This window comes from Geomonas agri (genome assembly GCF_020179605.1).
Lineage (GTDB): Bacteria > Desulfobacterota > Desulfuromonadia > Geobacterales > Geobacteraceae > Geomonas > Geomonas agri.
This window is the reverse complement of sequence record NZ_JAINZO010000002.1, coordinates 805,423-828,976: the sequence shown is the minus strand read 5'-3', so window position 1 is coordinate 828,976 and position 23,554 is coordinate 805,423. Positions and strand designations below refer to the sequence as shown.

The window sequence follows — 23,554 nt, the reverse complement described above, 5'->3', positions numbered from 1 at the left end:
TTTTTTGGGCGTGGCATAACGGCAGCCAGGGAGTCACCGCGGAACTATCATGAGAAAACATCACAATGACGCCCCGCCCCCCCAGGGCGCCGGACAGATTGTTGAGCTGCTGGTTGCCACCGGCGTCATCAGCACGCAACAGCTCCACTACGCCCAGCGCGTGCACGGCAAATTGCAGTCCACCAAGACGCTGATCGACGTGCTCCAGGAACTGGAGTACATAAAGCGCGAGGACGTGGTGCGCACCCTGCGTGAGAACAGCCTCTCCATCCGGATTGGCGACTTGCTGGTCGAACTGGGCTACCTGAAGCAGAGCGAACTGCTCACCGCGCTCAACCTCCAGAAGGAAGGTGGCACGCCGCGCAAGATGCTCGGGGACATCATCGTGGAGAAGGGATTCATCGAGGAGCGCCGGCTGACCGAGGTGCTTTCCTTCCAGCTTGGCTTCCCGATGGCTGAGTTGGAGTTCCGCAAGCTGGATCGCAAGCTCTTCGCCAAGGCCCCTTTCGAGGTGTTCCGGGACGAGCTCTTCGTCCCGTACGCCCTCGAGGACGATGGCACCACGCTGGTCGCTTTCGCGAACCCGCTGGAGAAGTACTCGCGTCTATCCGCCGAGAAGATTTTCGGCAGGAACGTGAAGCCCGCCATTGCCACCCGTACCGCCATCCTCTCCGCCATCACCGCCGCCCAGAAGACCGCCGGCGAGGACGTCGTGGTGCCCGACGAGACCACCGTGGTGGGGATGATCAACAAGCTGTTCGATGATGCCATGACCATGGGAGCGAGCGACATCCACATCGAGCCGCTCCGGGACCGGCTGCGCATACGGCTGCGCCACGACGGGGTCATGATGCCGCACATGGAGCTCTCGCTCGACCTGGCGCCGCAGCTCTCCTCGCGCATCAAGGTCATGGCCCAGGCCGACATCGCCGAGAAAAGGCGCCACCAGGACGGGCGCATCATCTACGAGAGCCGGCTGCACGGCTTCAACCTCGACATGCGCGTTTCCTTCTACATCACCATCTTCGGCGAGAAGATCGTGCTGCGCCTTTTGAACAAGAAGGAAGCCATCCTCGAGGTGTCCCAGATCGGCATGGCGCCGCGCATGCTCAAGCAGTTCATGGAAGACGCCCTGGAGACCCCGTCGGGGGTCATGATCATCACCGGCCCCACCGGCAGCGGCAAGACCTCGACCCTCTACGGCTGCGTCAGCCACCTCAACAACATCAACACCAGCATCATCACCGCCGAGGATCCGGTGGAGTACGTCATCGAGGGGGTCTCCCAGTGCTCCATCAACCAGAAGATCGGGGTGACCTTCGAGGAGACCCTGCGCCACATGGTGCGCCAGGACCCGGACGTAATCGTCCTGGGCGAGATCCGCGACACCTTTTCCGCTGATACCGCCATCCAGGCCGCTCTCACCGGGCACAAGGTGCTCACCACCTTCCACACCGAGGACAGCATCGGCGGCCTGTTGCGCCTGATGAACATGCAGATCGAGTCGTTTCTGATCTCCTCCACGGTGGTCTGCGTGGTGGCCCAGCGCCTGCTGCGCCTGGTCTGCAACGACTGCGCTGAGCCCTACATTCCCGCACCTGCGGAATACGGCCGCATGGGGATGTCGGCAAAGGACCTGGCCGGGGCCAACTTCCGGGCCGGGCGCGGCTGCACCAACTGCCGTTTCACCGGGTTCAAGGGGAGAAGCGCCGTCTTCGAACTGCTGGTTTTGAACGAGCCGGTTAAGGAAGCGATCCTGCAAAACCGGTCCTCCGCTGAGATCCGCAGGCTGAGCATGGAAACCTCGGGACTGGTTACTCTCTTCGAGGACGGCCTGGTCAAGGCGGCCAACGGACTCATTTCGCTCCAGGAGGTGCTGCGTGACCTCCCCCGCATCGGGGCGCCCCGGCCACTCATGGAACTGCGCCGGCTGCTCGGCTATTAAGGAAACTACCAGATGCACAGGAGAGCAGCCGACATGAACCAGCAAACCTCAATCGTTGAGGTGATTAAGGCGCGACTCGCGGAGGGGCGTCTCAGCATACCCGTATTCCACGCGGTAGCTCTCAGGCTGCAGCAGGCGTTGGCTCGTCCTGATTTCGACATCAAGGAGGTGCACCAGCTGTTGAACGCTGATCCGGGCATCGCGACCGGCGTCCTCAGGGCGGCCAACTCCGCCTTCTACGCCGGCCTCACCAAGGTAAGCACGATCCGGGAGGCGATCATCAGGCTGGGCGCCAACGAGGTGGCCAACCTCGCCATGGTGACCACACAGCAGGACCTGTACCGTTCCAACGACACACGCTACAACGCGATCATGCAGACGCTCTGGAAGCACTCTTTCTGCTGTGCGGTGGGGAGCAAATGGCTGGCGCAAAAGGTGGGATTCGCGGCGCAGGCACAAGAGGCATTCTTGGGCGGGCTGCTGCACGACTTGGGCAAACTTTTCCTGCTGAAGTGCATGGAGGAGGTGTGCCGCGAGCAGCATTTCAACGGGGTAACCAGCCAGGCGGTGTTGAGGGAGGTGCTCGCGACGCTGCACGTGGAGCAGGGATACCAGCTCATGGTGCAGTGGCAGATGCCGCAGGTCTACTGCGACATCGTGGCCGGACACCAGCAGGAGCGCTGGGACCAGGCCAACGTGCTTCTGGCCATGGTACGCCTGGCGAACCTGGCCTGCCGCAAGTTGGGCATCGGCATGAACCGCGACCCCTCGGTCCTACTCTTTGCCTCGGCCGAGGCACAGGTGCTTGGTCTCAAGGAGACTGCCTTGGCGGAACTGGAGATCATCGTCGAGGACGCGCTCGCCGTTCCCATTTCAAGTGAATAAAGTACGCGCGGCGGCACAAGCTCAGTGCAGCCACCGCTTGAGCAGTTCCGGATTAAGCGGTTTCGGCAGGACGGCCACAACGCCCAGGCTCTTACACTGTTCGAGGTCCTTGGGATCCTCCGAGGACGACAGTGCAAAGACCTTGAGCCCCTTGGTGCGGTCGTCGTTGCGCAACCGCTGCAGCACCCCGACCCCGTCAATCTTGGGCAGCTTCATGTCCAGCAGTATGAAATTAGGTTCATGGTGTGCCCCCCAGGTGCTCCCCTCCCCCAGGAGCATCCCCAACGCTTCAGCCCCGTCGCGCGCAACCGCCACCTTGTCGTAGCCCGCTTTCTTCAGGGCTCGCAAGGCGAGTTCTTCGCAATTGCTGTTATCTTCAACCAACAAAATCTCAGCTTCTTGCATAGCGCCTCCCACTACTGCGGTTCAGGGTTCGTTACTGTCAAACAGCGGTGGTGATTCGACCGGTACTCCACCAATAAGTTAATTAACGTTTAACATTATTTTCTTTAACTATTACCGTAATTCCCGTTACAGCACAGCTTCAGGCTCATTCTGGAAGTTGCGAAAGATGCCATCATATGATCTGTCATAGACAGCGATTTCGCTGGCGCCGCCGCACTCATAGTGCGGAGAGGAGAATCTTTTGTGAAAGGGCTGCTTTTCGCTATGACTCTGTCGCCTCTACCCTCTGAGTTAGGAATCATTTTATATCATACATTAAGCTATACACAAGTAGGATTTTTCGAAACTGACACAAAAAAGGCGCTGCGGCAGTCAAATTCACACTGCCACAGCGCCCTTGTTTGTGCCCGTTGCTGCTGCTATCCCTCGACCGGTGCTCCCCGTGAGGGCTTGCGCCCCTCCCGCTTGCTCCTTTGGAAGGCGAGCGCTGTCTCGTGCTGCTGCTCCTTGCCGAGGGCTTTGCGCGCCAATTTGAAGACCTCTTTCTCCTCTTCCTGCATGTGGTGCTCTACGATCTCGCTGAGCACCTGCAGTTTGGCTATCCAGCGCTCGTCATCCACCGCCAGGGCCTGGAAGGTTCCCAACAAGGTCTTGGTCACCTGGTGCTCCTCGAAGGACTGCAGCACCTTGTCGCGCATCTCCTCGTTTTGCTCCAGCACACTGTAGAAGAAGCGCTCTTCCCCTTCCATATGCAGTTCAAGTTCTTCCTCCAACTGCGAAAAGAGCTTTTGCAGGGAGGAAATATCCTTCTTGCCCGCCTTCTGGGCCTTGTCGAAAAGGTAGCGTACCTTCTCGTGGTCCTGCTTCAGCACATCGAAGATGGTCATTTCCGCCCCGGTGTGCGCCTCGCTCGACTTCTGGCTTGTTGGCATCTGGTTTCTCCTTTTTGGGCACCACGGCTCCTGGTGCCGATACATGTAGGGGCGAACTTGCGTTCGCCCCCGCGTTACAACTACCCAATTTTCATACTGCTCTTACGCCATGCCCCTCGGCTTGGGCTTATCGGAGTTGGCGAAGTCCGCCTTGGACTCGCCCTCGGACCCGATGTCGGTCGCGCCGGTCTGCTTCAGTATCTCGATGGCGCGCTTTTTCCAGTCTGCGTTGTCGCAGTGAACCGACAGGAGGATGCCACCTTCCTTAACGCGCCCCTCGTAGCGCTTGGCCTCGTACTCCGGTATCCCCATGCCGATGAGCGCCCCGGCGATACCGCCGATCACCCCGCCTGCGCCCACACCCGCCAACGCCGCTACGATCGGGCCCGCAGCGATGAAGGGACCGACCCCCGGGATGGCCAGGGCGCCGATGCCGGAGAGCCAGCCCAGCGCACCTCCGATCACCGCACCGGTCCCCGCGCCTGCCGTCGAGCCTTCCGGGACCTTGGTGTGTTTCTCGTGAGCGAAGTCCTTGGTACCGACGTTCTCGGAGAACAGGACCGAGATGTCGGTGTTACGGAAGTCCGCCGCGCGCAGCGAGTCGACTGCCTGTTCAACGCTGTCGCGGCTGCGGTAGATGCCGAAAACTGCCGTGTTCTTTGCCATGTCAGGCCTCCTTTTTCTGGTACTGCCGGATTGCGGTGCCCGCTTATTTCTTCTTCGGAGGCTCAGGCACCTTGGCTCCCTTCTCGCGCGCCTCCGAAAGACCGATGGCTACGGCCTGTTTGCGGTCGGTGACCTTCTTGCCGCTGCTACCGCTCTTCAGTTCCCCCTTCTTGAACTTGTCCATCACCTCGTGCACCGTTTCCTGGGCCTTCTTCCCGTACTTGGCCATCGAGTCTTCCTCCTCCCTCGTCCACGTCGCTAGATCCGTCCCAGGAGCACCAGGATCAGCAGGATCAGCAGAACCAGCCCCAGGCCGCTACTTGGGTAGTACCCCCACCCGGCGCTGTAGGGCCACGTGGGGAGTGAACCGATGAGCAGCAAGATCACGATTATCAACAAAATCAGTCTCATGGCTTCCTCCTTTTCTCCCCGGTTATCCGTTGCTGTTGCATCACTTGTGTCGGCCGAGCGCGTCAACGTTTCTCTCGAAGGTGGGCAGAATGGCCTTGATGAAGGCGTTGCGGATCAGCTCGATGACGACCTGCCAGGTGCTGGTCTTCGGGTTCTGCAGCGGCCCCGAGATGTCCGCCTTGGTGGCCACCTGATCATGGGGCCTGTTTTCCAGCAGCTTGGCGATCCCCCCCACGAGCATCTCGTACACTTTGTGAAAGAACCCTTTGTTCTTGTCCTGGCGACGGTCGTAGACCTTCATGTCCTTGAAGAAGGGCTTGATGTAGCCGTTCACCCTGTTGTTCTTCACGTGCAGTTCTGTCACCAGCGAAAAGGTGCCGGCGGTGACATCGAAGTTACCGTAGGTTCGCAGCAGGTCGTTCAGCGAGGCGAGCTGGGTGTTGGTGATTTTCAGGTAGAGGTCCAGGTCAGGGCCCTTATTCTCTGGGCGGAAGGTCGCCTTGGCCTCTGTAATTCCGCTCCCCATGAACTTGCCGGAGAGTCGCGCCGTGGCCGGCCCCTTGGAAAACTGGTTGGAGAAGTTGTCCAGGTAGAGATTCGCCTCGGACAGGAACAGGCGGAGTTTTTTGCCACCGTACTCGTTGACGAATCCGACGTTGGACTCGGTCAGGCTGAAATGATCGATGGTGAGGATGAGGTCTGGCTTGTTGCTGACCTCCTTGGCCGCCTTCTTGACTTTCTGGGCTCTTCTCGATTCCGCTCGGGCGGTCTCAGGGGTATGGATATAGTCGAGCTTGACGCCGTGGATGGCCAGTTTCTTGAGCCGGACTGTCTGCACCTTGCGGCCGTACTCCACGTTGCCGCTCGCAGTCAGGGTGCCTCCCTCGATCCTGACGTTGGACCGGGCCGCCATGGGCGCGAAGTAGGCGATGGGAACCTTGGCCAACTCGATGGCAGCCTTCACCGCCGGGGTCGGTTCAGCCAGGAAGTTCGCCCTCCCATCTACGGTGCCGTGCCCGCTGCCGAAGATGTCGGTTTCCAGGTGGAAGTTCGATGGATACACCTTGTCGGGCAGATGTATATTGCGGATGTTGTCGGCGGACAGGTTCAGGTTGGAGAGTTTCAGCGGCCGCTTCGGGTCCTGGTCGATGTAGCTGAGACTGCCGTCGGTGATCTGCAAGAGGTTGATCTTGAGAGGGTAGATGGCCTCGAAGGCCTGTTGCCACCCCTTTTGCTTCATGGGGACCTTGCTGGCCGCTTCAGTTTTGAGCTGCAACAGGTTCACGTGAACCTTCGGCCCGTGCAGCGTCATATCACCAACCAGCTTGCCGGAGAGGATCTCGCGCCACTGCACGCTGGCCCTCAGGTAGGGGAACTCGGCCACCGGCGGCTGGGGGTGGGCCTCCTGGGAAATGGTCAACCCTTTCAAGGTGATGGAAAGGCCGATGAGGCTGAAGTGCAGCTTGGGAAGCCGTACCTTGTACCCCTTGAGGCTCTGGTTCATGCGTCGTTCCGTGGTGCGCCGCAGCGGCTCGTCGATGAAGAAGCTGGCGATGAAGACGATCAACACCAGGGAGACCACGATCCCCACGATCCAGAGCAGCGCCTTCGGTAGTGCCGGCATACGACGTGTGCCCTGTGGCACCGGCTCATTCGGTTCAACCATAACAATCTCCAAGGGTTACGGCAGGCGATACAGGGCAAGATAAAAACACGCTAATAAATGTATGCGGTGCACCTGCTTTGTCAATCGCGGCTCGCGCTTTAAGTCCTGTCGTCAGCACAAAAATAAAGGCGGTACCTGGTGGGTGCCCAGTCGGAAAAGTCGGCCCGTAGGCCATGATGTGGATGCGCGCCCTTGCGCAATGATGGTAAAATGCGAGCTGTACCAGAACTAGACGCTGGCAAGGAAAGGTCTGCAACCGAGGAGGTTAACGATGAGAGCTATGTGGTCGGGGTCGATAAGCTTCGGCTTGGTGAACATCCCCGTGAAACTTTACAGCGGCTCGCAGAGCAACTCGCTCGATCTGGACATGCTGCGCAAGAACGACCTCTGCCCGATCAAGTACCTGCGGGTCTGCAAGACCGACAACAAGGAAGTCCCCTACGAGGAGATCGTCAAGGGGTATGAGTACAGTGACGGCGAGTACATCGTGCTCACCGACAAGGACTTTGAGAACGCGAGCCTTGAGAAGACGCACCTGATCGATATCGTCGACTTCATCGATGAGAGGGAGATCGACACCCGGTTTTTCGAGAAGCCGTATTACCTGGAGCCGGACAAGAGCGGGCCCAAGGCTTATGCGCTGCTCAGGGAGGCGCTGAAGCGCTCCGGAAAGGTGGGGGTCGCCTACTACGTGCTGAGGAACCGCGGCAGCCTGGGCATCGTCCGGCCGCTGGATGACCTGCTGGTTTTGAACCAGATCCGGTATGCCACGGAGGTGCGTGACGCTTCTGACCTGAAGCTCCCCGGCAACGAGCAGGTGCGTGAGCAGGAAGTGACCCTGGCGTTGTCGCTCATCGACCAGTTGACCGTGAAGTTCGACCCGGCCAAGTACAGGGACCAGTACATCGACGATCTGAAGCGGATGATCGAAGAGAAGGCGCAGGGACGCCAGCCTACCCCGGCCAAGGCCGCGCCGCCGCCGAAGGTGGCCGACATGATGGCCCTTTTGAAGGAGAGTTTGAAGCAGAAGCGCAAAGAAGCCGCCTAGTTCAGCTGCGGATTGCTGCCCCCTTCCCCCTCCCCGTCCCTCCCCCTCCGGGGGAGGGGGCTTCCCCCGCCGGCCGGCCACAAACTTCACAAGCTCCAGCAGCTCCACTGCCCACAGCCTGCCCACAGCCTCCCACTCTCCCACTCTCCCACTCTCCCACTCTCCGGTAGTTCCGCCGCTCCCTCCAGCTCCCTCCAGCTCCCATACTTCCCATACTTCCCATACTTCCCATCATTCTCGTAGCTCCCATAACTCCCATATTTCCTCCCCACCCCGTTGCAAACCCACTACCTTATGTTAGTTTGTTCTAATTCTAAAAACTGAGGACCTTAATAAGAGCGAGCGGCAGCAGCTTCCAAGGGAGGATAAAGCATGGAACCGAGTGAAACCGAACGCGGCCAGTCGAGAGAATGGCGAAGAGACAGGCGGGTGAACGTGGGCCCCGCCGAGCGGAAGGCGTCTGTCATCGGCGGTGCCGCCCTGGCGGTATCGGGTCTGAGATGCATCAGCAAGCGTAATTACGCCTCCGGCCTGGCGATGATGCTGGCGGGAGGCATGTTCCTGTACCGGGGGCAAACCGGGCACTGCGGCATCTATGACGCGATGGGGGTCGATACCGTGCACACACACAACTCAGCCTTGACCATAACCAAGGCCGTCACTATCGGCCTGCCGCCCCAGGAGGTGTACGAATTCTGGCGCAACCTCGAGAACCTGCCCCGCTTCATGAGGCACCTGGAGTCGGACGGGGATCTCGTTCAGGAGATCCATGTTCTTCTGCATCTTGGCGATCAGCTTGAGATCGGAGGGGTCCTGCAGCAGCTGGCTCGACATCTCTTCGAGGCGGCGCCGCATGAAGTATTCGGTCCCCGGCTCCTCGATTGCGACGCCCCAGGTTCGGATCTGGCTCACGATCCTGCGCACCTGGTCCGCGTCCACCTCGTCCTCGCTCATGGCGTGCCTGAGCGCCTCGTTGAGCGCCGGTTGCGCCACGGCCATGAAGATGTGCGGCACCGGGACCCGGGTCTCCTTGACGAACTCCATCAGCGGCCGGCTGCGCTCGTACATCTCCTGGTAGCTCGCGATCTCGTCCTCCATGTTCTGCTTGATGATCTGGTTGATGATCTTGCGCTGCTCATCGCTGAAGAGGTTGATCAACGAGAAACTGTGGGTGCCGAAGTGCTTGTCCATCAGGGTGACCAGGTCGGTGTAGAGTCCCTTGTCGAAGGCGCCGCTCATCTCCTCGCGCATGGCGGCGTAGGCACCCGCGTCGCAAACCTCCTTGACGCCCCCCTTGAAATCGTGGCTGCCGATGCGCATGACGCAAAAGGTGAGGCAGGCCTCCTCCTCGGTGATCTCGCTGGCCACGTGGATGCGCCCCATGGCCATGACGGCGTCCGGGGTGGAGAGCTTGGTGTAATCCTCCTTGGCGATGGCGTAGCAGTAGATCTGTGAGTGCTCCTCGTACTCCTCGTAGAGGGAGCTGAAGGCGTAGTGGGCTCCGACCTTGACCAAGTCGAGCCTGATCGGCAACACGAAGTTCTGGTAGATCCAGAGCCCGTCGTGGTGCTCGGGGATGTTGCTCTTGGCCTCCTTAAGGCGGTCCAGGAATGCCTTTTCCACGTTGCCTTCGGCGACTCCTTCGGAAAGCTGCAAGGCACGACTCGCGTAGTCGATCACCTGCACGGTCTCGAGGCCGGAGAGTTCGTCGAAGAACCAGCCGCAGCTCGTGTACATGAGCATGGCGTGGCGCTGCATCTCCAGCATCTTGAGCGCCATGATTTTCTCGTCTTTGGAAAGCTCGCGCGAAGCGTGCTGGGCCAGGAAGCGCTCCGCCTGCTCCATGCCGCGGTCCAGGATCACCTCGATGTAGGCATCGCGGGCCTGCCACGGGTCCTTGAACAGCTCGCGCCCCTTCTGCTCGAACGCCTTGGCGAGGCGGTCCCGCAGCCAGTCCAGCGAAGTGCGCAGCGGGGTGCGCCACTGCTGGTTCCACCCCTGGATGCCGCCCGAGCAGCCGCAGTCGCTGTTCCAGCGCTCGACGCCGTGGGCGCAGCTCCAGGAGGTCCGTTCGCGGATCTTCACCTCCATTGCCGGGGGGCAGAGTTCCAGGTACTCGCCGTAGTTGGTGAGCCGCGCCAGGTTGTTCCCTTCGATGTGGTTCAGGCAGGCTGCCAGCGCCATGTCGCCGAACTTCTGGTGGTGGCCGTAGGTCTCGCCGTCGGTGGCGATGTGCATCAGCTGCGGCCAGTCCCGGTCCTCGGTGAAGCCGCCTACCAGTCGGCCCGCGAGGGCTTCACCGCTGTCGAGCAGGTTCTCGAAGGCGACCGCCCGGGAGATCGGACCGTCGTAGAAGAACAGGGTAATGGAGCGCCCGGTGGGGAGCTTGCAGAGGTAGGCCCGGGTCGGATCGATCTCGGTTTCGGTCCACTCCTCGGCCCCCAGCGCGCGGTATGCCTCGGCCTGGTGCGGCGCAAGCACGGTGTACTTGATCCCCTGCTCCGCCAGTATGCCCAGGGTCTCCAGGTCGACCGCGGTTTCGGCGAGCCACATCCCCTCGGGGAAGCGGCCGAAGCGTTTCTGGAAGTCGGCGATGCCCCACACCACCTGGGTGCGCTTGTCGCGCGCGTTGGCCAGCGGCATGATCATGTGGTTGTAGACCTGGGCGATGGCCGAGCCGTGCCCGGAGCGCCACTCCATGCTCTGCTTGTCCGCCGTGAGAATCGCGTTGTAGATGTTGGGGGCGGCCAGTTCCATCCAGGAGAGGACGGTGGGGCCGAAGTTGAAGCTGATCTTGGCGTAATTGCTGGTGATGTCCATGACGCGGCTGTCGCCGTCCAGGATGCGCGACGCCGAGTTGGAGGCATAGCATTCGGCCGTGATGCGCTCGTTCCAGTCGTGGTAGGGAAAGGCAGAATCCTGTATCTCCACCGCCTCGAGCCACGGGTTTTCCCGGGGAGGCTGGTAAAAGTGTCCGTGGATGCAGACGAAACGCTCCTTAGCTTGCTCCATGGTCTCCTCCTGTAAGATTAGTGCTGTAGACCACCACGCTGAATGGGTTGATCCTGATCATGGTCCGTTGGTTGCCGCCTGCATCCCCTCCATCCACGCGCTCCGGCGCGTCCTCTCCCGGCCCGCGCCAGTGCTGGGCCGACGAGTCGAGCACCCGCTGCCAGATTCCCGGCGGCAGGACGAGCGGGACCTCCTGCTGAATGTTGCTGAAACTGAACAGGCAAAGAACCGAGTTGTCGCCGCTCCACCTCCTCAGGAAGAGGACCTTCTGTTCGGGGAGACCGGAGACCGCCATGGCGTCACGCTGGAACACCTGCAACGCCGGAAGGCTCTTACGCAGCACGAAAAGCTGCTTGTAGAAGGCGAGGATGACCGCCTGCTCCCCCTCCTTCTGGGTCCCCACGTCGACGATGGACTCCTCGAAGGTGGACTCGGCTGCCGGGTCCGGGATATCCTCCTCGCAAATTCCGGAGGCGTGCTCCTCGTGCTTTCCCTTGCGCACCAGTTCCACGAGTTCGGGATCGGTGTGGTCGATGAAGTAGCGGAACGGGGCGCGCTCGCCGTATTCCTCCCCCATGAACAGCAGTGGCAGGTAGGGGGACAGGATCACTGTGGCGGCAGCCAGGAGCAGCTGGTTCAGCGGGAGCGTCGCGCTCAGCCGGTCGCCGCACTTGCGGTTGCCGACCTGGTCGTGGTTCTGCGAGAAGACCACGAATTGGCTGCCCGGATGATTCTCAGTCGGGCCACCGTGGCGCCGCCGACGGTAGCGGGAATACTGGCCGGTATAGACGAAGGCTTCCTCGAAAGCTTTTTGCAGCTGGCTGAACTGGCCGAAGTCTTCGTAGTAGCCGGTCACCTCGCCAGTGAGGAGGGCTCGCAGCGCATGGTGGAAGTTGTCGCACCACTGGGCGTCGAGGCCGAATCCGCATTTCTCCGGCGAGTTGATAAGGCGCACGTCGTTGGTGTCGTTCTCGGCGAAGAGGTAGAAGTGCCGCCCCAGCCGCTCCCGGTGCTGGCGAATCTCGTCTGCCAGGCAGCGCAAAAGTGGCTTGGGAGTCTGATCGAAGATCCAGTCCACCGCGTCCAGGCGCAGCGCGTCGAAGCGAAATTCTGTGAGCCAGTACGCCACGTTGGACAGGAAGTACTCCAGGACCGGATCGCTGTCGGCGTCGTCCAGGTTCATGGCTCGTCCCCAGGGGGTGCGGTACTTGTTGGTGAAGTAGGGGCCGAAGTCGTCGAGGTAGCACCCTTCCGGGCCGAAGTGGTTGTAAACCACGTCCAGCACCACGGCGAGACCTTTTCTGTGGCAGGCGTTCACCAGTCTTCTGAGCCCTTCCGGCCCGCCGTAGTTGCTCTGCGGCGCGAAGTGGTACACGCCATCGTAGCCCCAGTTGCGCTTGCCGGGGCACTGCGACACCGGCATCACCTCGAGCGCGGTGATGCCCAGGTCGACCAGGTAGTCGAGGTGCTGGACCACGGCTTCGAAGGTCCCTTCCCTGGTGAAGGTGCCGACGTGGATCTCGTAGATACGGTACTGTTCCAGCGGGATGCCGAGCCACCCCTCCTCGCTCCAGAGGAACTGCTCCGGGTCGACCACCTGTGACGGCTCGTGGACGCCCTCCGGCTGGAAGCGTGAGACCGGGTCGGGGAACGTTTTTCCGGAATCGAGCTGGTAGAGGTAGCGGTCGCCATCGGCAACGCCGGGGACGGTGACGGAGTAGTAGCCTTTCCCCTCCGGCTGCATAGCCATTGTCCCGGTCGCCTTGCCGGACAGGATCAGCACGTTCACCGTCTTGGACTTGGGAGCCCAGACCCGGAACTGCGTCCCCCCCTCCTTCAAGACCGTTGCCCCCAGCTCGACGCGCCAGCCACCCGCTACCATACCCACCTCCGCCAACCATGGCCGCGCCTCTCATGAGACCGCCGTCGGATACTTAAAAAAATACTAACCAAAGATACATTAGCGGCTCTTCATGTCAACGTGCCACGAGACGCTGCTTCGCAGAAGATGAGTACCGTCCGCCCTGCTGTTAATGAAAATAAGAGCCCGGATCCAAAGGGCCCGGGCCGTTGGGTTCGTACCTACTCAGGAACTCTCGCCCCCCTCCAATGACGGGAGGGGACGGGGGGTGGGTGAAGCCGCAAACAGCCGCAATAATTGCCTCTTCCCCTACCCCCTTCCCCCCTCCCGCAAGGGGAGGGGGCTGCAGCCAACCCAGCAGCTTGCAGGAGGACGAAAAAAAAGGCCGGCACCTTGGGTGCCGGCCTCCTTACGCTTTCGTTGTCAATCGTCCATTGTCAATTGTCCATTGCCTTCCCTCTACTTGCGCAGGGTGGGAATCGCCTCGCGGATGAACGAGAGGTGGCGCTGCTCGTCGGCGTAGTTCGCGCGCACGATGGCCGAGATGTCCACCGGGAAGTCGAGCTTCGATGCCTCCTCGTAGCGGCTGGTGGTCAGGCGCTCGTTGCTCTCCATCGCCTCCAGCGCCCCCTTCGAACCGGTCAGGCTGCGCAGGGCCGTGAAGCCGGAGATGAGGAACCCCTTGAAGTCGGAAGAGAGTTCCGGAGGGGTCCCTCCTAGCTCCAGCATCTTCGCGGAGAGGAGGTCGATGTGTTTGCGGTGGTCCGACTGGAATTGGATCAGCTTGTCCTTGATGGCCACCTCGTTCACATTCTTGATGGCCTGGTCATAGGCGTGGGTGGCATCCACGTCAAGCTGAATCAGTTTTTCCAATTGGTCGAGTATGTCGTCTCTGTTCATGCTTTCCTCCGGATCAGCTTTTGGTATTGTTTGCACGCGGAGCGTGACCCCGCGGGAAAACCGCTCTCCCTCCTGCAGTCAGCATGAAGCCGATAACATGACGACGTTATTCCTCCCGCATCTTCTCGATCAGGACCCAATCATGGCCCGTCGACTTGTGGTGGTTCTCCCCCACCTCGCGCGCCATCTCCTTGCTGCTCATCCAGTCCGTTATGGCGCCGCAGCCGTCCTTGCAGTCCGGCAGGTAGATGTACTTGGTGTAGTCGAAGTCCATGTGGCGCCTCCTCTCCCGCTGGTTGTCAGTTGCAGTCCTCCGCCCAGAGGCAGCCACTTTGGCCGCACTGGGACGCCTGCCCCGAATCGAAACACGCAATATTCCCTTCTTTGCTTTGGATGAGGCGAATCAGTTCGCCTTTTTTCAGCTTCCCGCTGGAGATGTCCATCCTTTGGGCAATTTCCTTGATGTCCTGGACCTTCATGCTTCTTCTCCTTTCTGGTGCCCGGTCGGGCTGGATAGGCCAAAATTGGCGACGTCTAATAATCTAGCCGCCGGTCCCTTTTTGTCAATCTCCCGGTCCCTGCTGCTGTGATAGACTCATGTGCAGCCAAAGGAGGTGTTCTCATGGGACTGGAGGAGTATCAGCGCAAGAGGGATCTGAGCAAAACGCCTGAACCGCAAGGGAAAGGTGGCAGATCCGTGAAGTCGCTGCGTTTCGTGGTCCACAAGCACGCCGCCTCCCATCTGCATTATGATTTTCGGCTGGAGATAGACGGGGTGTTGAAGAGTTGGGCGATTCCCAAGGGGCCGTCGCTCGACCCGGCAGTGAAGCGGCTGGCCATGATGGTGGAGGACCATCCGTACGAGTATGGCGATTTCGAGGGAGTGATCCCGAAGGGGAACTACGGCGCCGGCGAAGTGATCATCTGGGATACCGGCACCTTCAATGCTGCCGGGAGTGAGGCCCCAGAGCAGAGTCTGAAGCTTTTACGCGAGGGGCTACAGAAAGGAGATCTGAAGTTCATCCTGCACGGAGAGAAGCTCAATGGCGAGTTCGCCCTGGTGCGCATAAAGGGTGACAAGGGGAACTCGTGGTTGCTGATCAAGAAAAAGGACCAGTTTGCCAGCAGCGAAGACGTGACCCTCCAGGAACGTTCCGTAGTGAGCAACGCCACCATAGAAGATGTGCGTGCCGGCCGGATGCCGCTGCGCCCGCCGGTCCAGGCCCATCAGGCGTCCCCCCTCCCGCCCTCCCCCCTCCAGGGGGAGGAGCAAACCCCGTCGAGTGTTTCTCTAACTTCTTCCAGCCCTACTAACTCTCCCGGGTCCACCGGGTCCACTCCGTCCACCGGGTACACTGCGTCCACGCTTCCAGCCCGTCTGTCCCCCATGCTCGCCACCTCCGCTGCCGAGCCCTTCGACGACCCTGACTGGCTCTTCGAAATAAAATGGGACGGCTACCGCACCATCGCCGAGGCCACCGGCAAAAACGTCGCGCTTTACTCGCGCAACAACCTCTCTTTCAACAAGAAGTTCCCCACCGTGGCCGCTTCGCTGGCCTCCCTGGGCATCGAAGCCGTCCTCGACGGCGAGGTGGTGGCGCTGGACGAAACCGGCCGCTCCTCTTTTCAACTGCTGCAAAACTACCAGCGCACCGGCCGCGGCACCATCGCCTACTTCGTCTTCGACCTCCTCTACCTCAACGGCGAAGATTTGCGTAACCAACCGCTTTTGGCCCGCAAGGAGCGACTGCGCGCCTTGCTTTCCGTCCTTCCCGACCTCCCCGACATCCGCTACAGCGACCACGTTATGGAGACCGGCAAGGAGTTCTTCGAACTGGCGCGCCAGAACAACCTGGAGGGGATCCTGGCCAAACGCGCCACGAGCCTGTACCAGACCGGAAAGAGAAGCAAGGATTGGCTGAAAATCAAAGTGCGCCTGCAGCAGGAGGCTGTCATCTGCGGCTTCACCCAGCCGCGCCGCAGTCGGAAAGGTCTCGGGGCATTGGTACTTGGCGTCTACGAGGACGAACGGCTGGTCTGCATCGGCTTCGCCGGTGGGGGCTTCGATGACGCGGGCCTCAAGGAGATGTACGAACTGCTGCAGCCGCTGGTTCAGGAGAAGTCACCATTCCAGCAACCGGTGAAGTCCGACATGCCGATCACATGGGTGAGGCCGGAGCTGGTCTGCGAGGTGGAGTTTTCCGAGTGGACCGACGAGAACGTCATGCGCATGCCCATCTACCTGGGACTCAGGGAGGACAAGGACCCGAAGAGCGTGGTGCGTGAGCTGGTCGCCTCCGCTCCGCCCCCGCTCCCCGAGCCCGAGGCAGAGCCATCCCCCCCCCGTCAGACCGAGCGCAAGAAAGGGACGAGCGGTAAGAAAGGACAGGACGAACTACTGATCCTGGACGGCCACCGGCTCGAGCTTTCCAACCTGGACAAGGTGTTCTGGCCAGACCAGGGGTACACCAAGGGGGACGTCATCAACTACTACCGCACGGTCGCCCACGCCATGCTCCCCCACCTGGTCGATCGCCCGGAGTCGCTGTACCGTACCCCTAACGGCATCGCCGAACCGGGCTTTTTCCAGAAGGAGGCAGGCGAACTGCCACCGTCGTGGATCACCACCCGCGAGATCCACTCAAAGCACGTGGACAAGAACATCAAGTTCTTCGTCTGCCAGGACGAGGCGACCCTCATCTACATGGCCAATCTCGGCTGCATCGAGATCAACCCCTGGCTGTCGCGTCTGCGAAACCTCGACAACCCGGACTACTTCGTGATCGACCTCGACCCCGAAGACATCCCGTTCGCCAAGGTAATCGAGACGGCGCTGGCAGTCCGGGAGGTGCTGGATCGCGCCGGCGCGGTAAGTTTTCCCAAGACCTCCGGTGCCACCGGCATCCACATCTACGTCCCGCTGGGCGCCAGGTACGACTACGACGCCGCGGGCAATTTTGCCCAAGTCATCGCTACCCTGGTGCACCACAAGGTCCCCGAGTTCACCAGCATCCTGCGCAGCCCCAAGCTGCGCCAGAAAAAGGTCTACTTGGATTTCCTGCAGAACAAGCCCGGACAGACGCTGGCCGCCCCCTACAGTATCCGCCCCAGGCCCGGAGCAACCGTGTCGGCCCCCCTCAAATGGGAGGAAGTGAAACCGGGCCTCGACCCGAGCCAGTTCACCATCATCACCATGCCGGGGAGGCTGGAGCACCTGGGGGACCTGTTCGCGGGGGTCCTGGGTCCGGGGATCGACCTGGAGCAGTGCATCGAGAACCTGGAGCGGTAGATGAGAGGCGGGGGAAGGCGAAGTTGAGAAATTAAAAAAATACAAGATATAAAACTGCACGCCTCCCATGATACACTTTGTTTAAGGAAGTTAATGAGGGCCGAGGGAGGTGAACTATCATGTTACGTTGGGCCATCATATTCTTCATTATCGCCATAATAGCCGCAGTATTCGGGTTCGGTGGTATTGCAACAGCGGCAGCCGGTATCGCAAAATTACTCTTCTACCTGTTCCTGGTGGTCGCCGTGGTTATGCTGGTGGCAGGCCTTCTGGCAGGACGGAGCATTACACGATGACGCATCTGGCAAGACCTTCAATCGAGGCGGCGCAAGCCGCCTTTTTGTTTGTCCGCAAAGCACCTTCTGCCTATTTCACCAATTCGCTCCTGATGTCCATGAGTTCCCGGCGCTTCTCCTCAGAGGTTTCCGGATAGCTCATCTTCAGTTCTTCCAGTAAGTTGACAACCACTTGCGCCACGATCAGCCTCGCGTTTTTCTTGTCGTCGGCAGGCACCACGTACCATGGAGCCTCCTTGCTGCTGGTGGCGCCCAGGCACTCCTCGTAGGCGTGCATGTACTGTTTCCAGAGCTTACGCTCGGCGATGTCGTCCCGGTTAAATTTCCAGTTTTTCTCGGGGTTGTCGATCCTTTCCAGGAAGCGTTTGCGCTGTTCCTCCTTGGAGATGTGCAGGAAGAACTTGAGGATACAGGTTCCGTTGCGGGCCAGGTGTGCTTCCAGGTCATTCATGGAGCGTAAGCGGTCGCGCCAGATGTTCTTGTGGCTGGCCAACTTGTCCGGGAGATTCTCCGCCGCCAGGATCTCCGGATGCACCCGGACGATGAGCACCTCCTCGTAGTAGGAACGGTTGAAGATGCCGATGCGTCCGCGCTCCGGCAGACGGCGGATGTTGCGCCACAGGAAGTCGTGGTCCAGCTCTTCCGGGCTCGGGTGCTTGAACGAGTACACCTCGCACCCCTGCGGGTTGATCCCGGAAAGGACATGCTTGATCATGCTGTCCTTGCCCGCGGCGTCCATCGCCTGGAAGATGAGCAGGATCGACCAGCTGTTGTTGGCGTAGAGAAGTCCCTGTAGCTTACTGAGCCGTTCAATCTGTTCGTTCAGCAGGTCCAGGTACTCTTCTTTGGACTTGTAAAACGGGGGAACACAGGTCGGCCGCTTCTTCAGGTCCACCTCTTCCTTTGGCTTAACCCGGAACTGCTCGGTCGAAATCTTCATCCGCGCCTCCTTTGTGACGACACCTGTTGAGGCTAGCGCAGATTGTCAGCTTTTCAATGAGAGCCCACAGCCTCCGCCCTCATTGGTTCGAAGGGAGGGGGAGGTAACAACAAAAAGGAACCGCTTTATGGGCGGTCCCCAGACTCCTTGCCTGCCTCTCCCCTTTTGCAAAGATCCGTGCTGGGGTTGGCGATCAGCCATCTGCCATTCCCGAAGCGCAGCCCCCGACCTCGCGTCCTCCCCTTTGCGAAGGGGAGACAGAGGGGATTTGCCTCTCCCTAATCAAAAGCAAATCCCCCTAAATCCACCTTCGCAAAGGGGGACTTCACACTCATCCCCCTGCTTGCAGTTCATCGTCAATTGTCCATTGTCAATTGACTCTCCTACTTCTCACTCCTGCTCAACAGCGTCGACATCATCTGCTTGGCCGACTGGGTCACGATGCCTCCCAGGTTGGGGTCTCCCTTGAAGATCGAGGAGACAAAGCCTTTGGCCTGCTCGAAGGTGATGTGCGGCGGCAAGGGCGGCACGTCCGGATCGCAGCGGGCATCGATCACCACCGGCCGGTTAGCGGAAAGCGCCGACCTCCACGCCGAGCGGATCTGCTCGGGGTCATCCAGGCGGATTCCTTCCAGCCCGAGCATCTCGGCGTACGCAGCGTACGGGAACTGCGGGATGTCTTGGGAGGCGCTGAACTTGGCGTCGCCGTTCATGACGCGCTGTTCCCAGGTCACCTGGTTCAGGTCGCCGTTGTTGAGGACCAGCACCACCAGTTGCGGATTGCTCCATTCCTGCCAGTACTTGGCGATGTTCACCAGGCCGTTGATCCCCTGCATCTGCATGGCGCCGTCCCCCACCATGGCTATCACGGGGCGGTCGGGGTAATTCATCTTGGCGGCGACGGCGTAGGGGACGCCCGGGCACATGGTGGCCAGCCCCCCCGAGAGCGACGCCATCATCCCCTCCCTCACCTTGATGTCACGGGCATACCAGTTGGCGGCCGAACCGGAATCGCAGGTCAAAATGCAGTTGTCCGGCAGTTGGGCGGAGAGTTCCCAGAACAGGCGCTGCGGGTTGATCGGCTTAGCCTCCAGCTTGGCGCGGGCCTCCAGGACGTCCCACCACTCGGCAACCCCTTTCTCTATGTCGTCGCGCCAACCACGATCCTGCTTCTGCTCAAGCAGCGGGATCAGCGCCCGCAGGGTGAGCTTGGCGTCCCCCTGCAGGTTAACTTCCATGGGATAACGTAACCCCAGCATCCGCGCACTGAGGTCGATCTGCACGCCGCGCGCCTGCCCTTCCTTGGGAAGGAACTCGGCATACGGGAAACCGCTGCCGATCATGAGCAGCGTGTCGCACTCCTTCATCAACTCCCAACTCGGTTTGGTGCCCAATAGCCCGATGGAGCCGGTAACGTAGGGGAGCGCGTCCGGCAGTACCGCTTTGCCCAAAAGGGCCTTGGCGACTCCCGCCCCCAGCTTCTCCGCGGCGATGGCAACCTCCTCGCCCGCACCCAGCGCCCCGGCGCCAACGAGGATGGCGACCTTTTTACCGGCGTTGAGCACATCGGCAGCACGTTTCAAATCGTCGCGAGCCGGGAGGATTTCGGGCCGGGTGAAGCCAAGCCCGGTGTAGGTCGAGCCATGCTTGCGCGTCGGCGAGGGGACTGCATCCATCTCCTGCACGTCGTTGGGGAGGATGACGCAGGTGACCGTGCGCTCCGCCAGCGCGATGCGGATGGCGCGGTCGACCAGTTGCCTGATCTGCTCGGCGCTGCTCGCCATGTGCACGTAGTGGTGGGCCACGTCCTTGTACAAGGAGATGAGATCGACCTCCTGCTGGTAATCCGCCCCGAGCGCCATGGTGGACTGCTGTCCCACGATGGCGACCACCGGTTGGTGGTCGAGCTTCGCGTCGTAGAGCCCGTTCAACAGGTGGATCGCGCCCGGCCCGGAAGTGGCGATGCAGACCCCAACCTCGCCGGTGAACTTGGCATGCGCGCAGGCCATAAAAGCGGCCTCTTCCTCATGGCGGGTCTGGATGAAGGCGACCTTCTCTTTCTCCCGGTTTAAGGCACCCATCACGCCGTTGATCCCGTCGCCGGGATAGCCGTAGATCTTCCGTACCCCCCATTCGTACAGCCTTTGCACCAGGTAATCGCTGGCAGTTGTCATGAGACCTCCCTGCTCATTAGATTTAATTCTTTTAATCAACCATACAGTCTAGGAACCGGACCTGCATTGTCAACAGCGATAGCCACCATTTGCCGAGTGAACTTGACAAGGCCGACGACCTTGATACAAAAGGTTAATCTTTTTTCATCTTGGGTTTCATTGAAGCGATGAGAACCGTCGCGGGGGCGCACCGATGTCCGAGCTGTCCAGACGCACCTTCTTGTGGATTACCGGGGGGAGCAGCATTGCGCTGGCAACCGATGCGCCGCGCAAGCTGGTCAACAAGCTGATCCCCAAGGTGATCCCACCCGAAGACATCACCCCCGGCAACTGGACCTATTACGCCACCACCTGCCGCGAATGCCCCGCCGGATGCGGCATGCACGTGGCCAACCGCGACGGCCGCGCCACCAAGGCGGAAGGGAACCCCGGGCACCCAGTGAACTTCGGGACGCTCTGCGCACGCGGACAATCCTCGCTGCAGGGGCTCTACGACCCGGACCGGGTCACCCAGGTGCTCTACCGCAGCGGCAGGAAACTTCGGCCCAAGAGTTGGCGGGAAGCATTCACCTCGATCTCCGCCCGGCTCTCCGCCGGAGGGCGGGTGGTGCTGCTCTCCACCCTTCAGACCGGCGCACTGGCCGAGGTGCTGCACTCCTTTGCCGCCGCGTTCGGCTCCAACCGGCTCCTCTTCTACGAACCTTTCAACTACGAAGCCCTCCGCACCGCCCACCAGCAGCTCTTCGGCCTCCCGGTGATCCCCCGCTACGACCTGGAAGGGTGCGATTTCATCGTGAGCTTCGCCGCCGACTTCCTGGAGACATGGGGCTCTCCGGTGCGCCAGGCCCGCCAGTTCGCCGATGGCCGCGCATACCGAGAGGGTGCCGCGCCGACACGGATGGCCTACCTTGGACCGCGCCTCTCCATGACCGCGAGCAACGCGGACCATTTCCTACAGGTATCCCCCCGGCAGCTCCCGTTGGTAGCGGCGGCCCTGCTCAGAGTGATCATGGACCGGGGCTGGAACAGGAACGACATGGGACCGGTCCGGCCGGCGCTGGACGCCCTGCTCAATTCCTCCCCCATGCCCGCCATGGACCAGGAGCTCCTGATGACCGTCGCCCGCGGTTTCACCTCTGCGCGACGCCCGGTGGCCCTGGCCGGCCCCCAGTACGGCGGCGGCCCGGCCGCCACCGACACCGCCCTCTGCGCCGCCCTGCTCAACTACGCCGTCGGGGCAATCGGCACCACGTTCGATTTCTCCCGCCCCCATGCCCTCAGTACCAGCGCTCGCGATGCGGAACTGGACCTGTTCTTTTCCTCCCTGGGGCCGCAAGACGTCCTCTTCGTACTCGACGCCAACCCCGCCTACTCCAGGACGGGAGCGGCGGATCTGCTGGCGCGGGCGGGGATGGTGGTGTACCTGGGGAGCCAACTGGACGAGACGGCGGAACTTGCGCGCTGGGTGCTCCCAACCGACTCTCATCTGGAGTCGTGGGGCGAGTACCAGCCGGAGCCCGGCGTGGATGGCCTGATGCAGCCGGTGATGGGACGTCTGTACGATACCCACAACGCGGGGGACGTCCTGATCGGACTGGCCCGGCAGGCAGGGAATGCACTTAAGACACCACGCGGCACGATGCCGACCGACTTACTGCAGTGGATGAAGGAACGACGTGGTTTCGGCGGCGGCAGTGATGATGCGGAGCGCGGCTGGCAAGGCGCGCTCAGGACGGGAGGGACCTGGCAGGCGACGCCGCCAGCTTCAGGCACGGCGCCCGCCCCGCGCCCGACCGGAGTGTCTTTCCAGACCCATCGGTCCTCAGAACCGGTACGGGTCGAGGACGTGGAGTTGTGGCCCTGGGCGCCGATCATGCTCTACGACGGACGCCTGGCCAACCGGGGCTGGCTGCAGGAGGCACCTGACCCGATGACCTTCATCGTCTGGGGGAACTGGATCGACCTGCATCCCAAGAAAGCAGCCGCGCTGGGCATCGAGACGGGGGACCTGGTGCAACTCGCCACCGCCGCCGGTTCGCTGCGGGCGCCGGCCCGCCTCACCACGGAGATCCACGAGCATAGCGCCGCGATCAGCCTGGGGCAGGGGCACAGCGCCCTGGGCAAGAACGCGAGGGGGGTAGGGTCCAACGCCTTTCTCCTCCTCGACACCGCCCAGCGTGCGGGCTTTTCCACCCCCTGCCGGGTCAGCCGGGTAGCCGACGACGCCCCCCGGCCGATTCGAACCGCGCTGCGCCGGGAGCAGCTGCACCGCGACCTGCTCCAGTCGGTGCCACTTTCGGTGCTGCGTGCCGGTAACCCGCCCCAGGCAGACTTCGACCTCCCGCTCCCCGAGGGGTACCACGCCGACCGCGACCTTTACCCGACGCATCAACACGCCAAGCACCGCTGGGCCATGGTGGTCGACCTGCAGCGCTGCATCGGTTGCGGCGCCTGCGCCGTCGCCTGCTACGCCGAAAACAACGTCCCGGTGATCGGGCCGGAGCTGGTGGCGGACGGACGGGAGATGGCGTGGCTGCGCGTGCCGCCGTACCGCGTTCCCGGGAGCACCTGGCGCTACGCATGGCTGCCGCTGCACTGCCAGCATTGCGACGCCGCCCCGTGCGAGCCGGTCTGTCCCGTGTTCGCCGCCGTGCACAACGAGGAGGGGCTCAACGCCCAGATCTACAACCGCTGCATCGGCACCCGCTACTGTTCCAACAACTGCCCCTACAAGGTGCGCCGCTTCAACTGGATCAACGTGGAGTGGCAAAAGCCCTTGGACTTGCAGTTGAATCCCGAGGTGACAGTGCGCCAGCGCGGCGTCATGGAGAAGTGCACCTTCTGCGTGCAGCGCATCCGACAGGCCGAGTACCGGGCCGCGCGGGAGGGACGCAAGCTGGCGGACGGCGAGGTGGTGCCCGCCTGCGCCCAGACCTGCCCGGCCGGGGTCTTCACCTTCGGGGACCTGCTGGACCCGCAGGCGCTGGTCACGCGGCTGACCCGCGGCGACCCGCGCCGCTACCACCTGCTACACGAGCTGAACACCAAGCCCGCGGTGACGTTCTTAAGGCGGGTGGACAACGACGTGGTCTGACTCAGACTGGTCCGACTAGTCAGACAAGTC

Annotated in this window: 19 protein-coding genes and 1 pseudogene; 7 read left to right on the top strand and 13 right to left on the bottom strand. The window is 61.5% G+C overall.

Features of this window, described 5'->3' with window-relative positions:
- Positions 1-49: 49 nt before the first annotated feature.
- Positions 50-1,945, top strand: a complete 1,896-nt coding sequence (locus K7R21_RS15165) for a GspE/PulE family protein (RefSeq protein WP_224984128.1) — start codon at positions 50-52, stop codon at positions 1,943-1,945.
- A 33-nt stretch (positions 1,946-1,978) separates the two neighbouring features.
- Positions 1,979-2,830: an HDOD domain-containing protein gene (locus K7R21_RS15160; RefSeq protein ID WP_224984127.1), complete on the top strand. Its 852-nt coding sequence runs from the start codon at positions 1,979-1,981 to the stop codon at positions 2,828-2,830.
- A 21-nt stretch (positions 2,831-2,851) separates the two neighbouring features.
- Here K7R21_RS15160 and K7R21_RS15155 read toward each other — a convergent pair whose 3' ends face one another.
- From K7R21_RS15155 to K7R21_RS15130, 6 genes are all read right to left on the bottom strand, one after another.
- On the bottom strand, positions 2,852-3,235 hold the full coding sequence (locus K7R21_RS15155) for a response regulator (RefSeq protein ID WP_224984126.1): 384 nt from the start codon (positions 3,233-3,235) through the stop codon (positions 2,852-2,854).
- Between the two features lie 419 nt (positions 3,236-3,654).
- A complete protein-coding gene (locus K7R21_RS15150) occupies positions 3,655-4,167 on the bottom strand; it encodes a hemerythrin domain-containing protein (protein ID WP_224984125.1) in 513 nt (170 codons plus the stop codon).
- 102 nt (positions 4,168-4,269) lie between these two features.
- Positions 4,270-4,833 carry a quinol:electron acceptor oxidoreductase subunit ActD gene (locus tag K7R21_RS15145; protein ID WP_224984124.1) on the bottom strand — a complete coding sequence of 188 codons (564 nt, stop codon included), beginning with the start codon at positions 4,831-4,833 and terminating at the stop codon, positions 4,270-4,272.
- 43 nt (positions 4,834-4,876) lie between these two features.
- Positions 4,877-5,062 (bottom strand): DUF6496 domain-containing protein, encoded by a 186-nt coding sequence (locus K7R21_RS15140; protein WP_224984123.1) that lies wholly within the window; start codon positions 5,060-5,062, stop codon positions 4,877-4,879.
- Positions 5,063-5,091: 29 nt separating this feature from the next.
- The gene (locus K7R21_RS15135; protein ID WP_224984122.1) at positions 5,092-5,244 is read right to left on the bottom strand and encodes a DUF3309 family protein; all 153 of its coding nucleotides are present in this window, start codon (positions 5,242-5,244) and stop codon (positions 5,092-5,094) included.
- A 40-nt stretch (positions 5,245-5,284) separates the two neighbouring features.
- A complete protein-coding gene (locus K7R21_RS15130) occupies positions 5,285-6,910 on the bottom strand; it encodes an AsmA family protein (protein WP_224984121.1) in 1,626 nt (541 codons plus the stop codon).
- 271 nt (positions 6,911-7,181) lie between these two features.
- Between K7R21_RS15130 and ku the strand changes: the two genes are divergently transcribed.
- Both ku and K7R21_RS15120 read left to right on the top strand, forming a co-directional pair.
- Positions 7,182-7,958 (top strand): non-homologous end joining protein Ku, encoded by a 777-nt coding sequence (gene ku, locus K7R21_RS15125; RefSeq protein WP_224984120.1) that lies wholly within the window; start codon positions 7,182-7,184, stop codon positions 7,956-7,958.
- 372 nt (positions 7,959-8,330) lie between these two features.
- A pseudogene (locus tag K7R21_RS15120) lies at positions 8,331-8,570 on the top strand (YgaP family membrane protein); the annotation flags it as partial.
- A 21-nt stretch (positions 8,571-8,591) separates the two neighbouring features.
- Here K7R21_RS15120 and K7R21_RS15115 read toward each other — a convergent pair.
- The 5 genes from K7R21_RS15115 to K7R21_RS15095 all read right to left on the bottom strand — a co-directional run bounded on the left by K7R21_RS15115 (position 8,592) and on the right by K7R21_RS15095 (position 14,210).
- Positions 8,592-10,970, bottom strand: coding sequence for a DUF3536 domain-containing protein (locus K7R21_RS15115; protein WP_224984119.1), 2,379 nt, complete (start codon positions 10,968-10,970; stop codon positions 8,592-8,594).
- The gene (gene treZ, locus K7R21_RS15110; protein ID WP_224984118.1) at positions 10,957-12,852 is read right to left on the bottom strand and encodes a malto-oligosyltrehalose trehalohydrolase; all 1,896 of its coding nucleotides are present in this window, start codon (positions 12,850-12,852) and stop codon (positions 10,957-10,959) included. Before treZ ends, K7R21_RS15115 begins: the two co-directional genes overlap by 14 nt.
- Positions 12,853-13,290: 438 nt before the next feature.
- Positions 13,291-13,731, bottom strand: coding sequence for a ferritin-like domain-containing protein (locus K7R21_RS15105; RefSeq protein WP_224984117.1), 441 nt, complete (start codon positions 13,729-13,731; stop codon positions 13,291-13,293).
- A gap of 106 nt (positions 13,732-13,837) precedes the next feature.
- Entirely contained in the window at positions 13,838-14,005 is a 168-nt protein-coding gene (locus K7R21_RS15100; protein ID WP_224984116.1) for a hypothetical protein, read from the bottom strand.
- A gap of 25 nt (positions 14,006-14,030) precedes the next feature.
- Positions 14,031-14,210, bottom strand: a complete 180-nt coding sequence (locus K7R21_RS15095; protein WP_224984115.1) for an SAP domain-containing protein — start codon at positions 14,208-14,210, stop codon at positions 14,031-14,033.
- A gap of 143 nt (positions 14,211-14,353) precedes the next feature.
- On the opposite strand from K7R21_RS15095, the gene ligD reads away from it, so the two are divergent.
- Positions 14,354-17,020 (top strand): DNA ligase D, encoded by a 2,667-nt coding sequence (gene ligD, locus K7R21_RS15090; RefSeq protein ID WP_224984114.1) that lies wholly within the window; start codon positions 14,354-14,356, stop codon positions 17,018-17,020.
- 119 nt (positions 17,021-17,139) lie between these two features.
- The gene (locus tag K7R21_RS15085; RefSeq protein ID WP_224984113.1) at positions 17,140-17,316 is read left to right on the top strand and encodes a DUF1328 family protein; all 177 of its coding nucleotides are present in this window, start codon (positions 17,140-17,142) and stop codon (positions 17,314-17,316) included.
- 70 nt (positions 17,317-17,386) lie between these two features.
- On the opposite strand, the gene K7R21_RS15080 is transcribed toward K7R21_RS15085, so the two are convergent.
- Together K7R21_RS15080 and K7R21_RS15075 are read right to left on the bottom strand one after the other, a co-directional pair.
- Positions 17,387-18,256 (bottom strand): ADP-polyphosphate phosphotransferase, encoded by an 870-nt coding sequence (locus tag K7R21_RS15080; protein ID WP_224984112.1) that lies wholly within the window; start codon positions 18,254-18,256, stop codon positions 17,387-17,389.
- 383 nt (positions 18,257-18,639) lie between these two features.
- Entirely contained in the window at positions 18,640-20,430 is a 1,791-nt protein-coding gene (locus K7R21_RS15075) for a thiamine pyrophosphate-requiring protein (protein ID WP_224984111.1), read from the bottom strand.
- A gap of 193 nt (positions 20,431-20,623) precedes the next feature.
- Between K7R21_RS15075 and K7R21_RS15070 the strand changes: the two genes are divergently transcribed.
- Positions 20,624-23,524 carry a 4Fe-4S dicluster domain-containing protein gene (locus K7R21_RS15070; RefSeq protein WP_224984110.1) on the top strand — a complete coding sequence of 967 codons (2,901 nt, stop codon included), beginning with the start codon at positions 20,624-20,626 and terminating at the stop codon, positions 23,522-23,524.
- Positions 23,525-23,554: the final 30 nt, after the last annotated feature.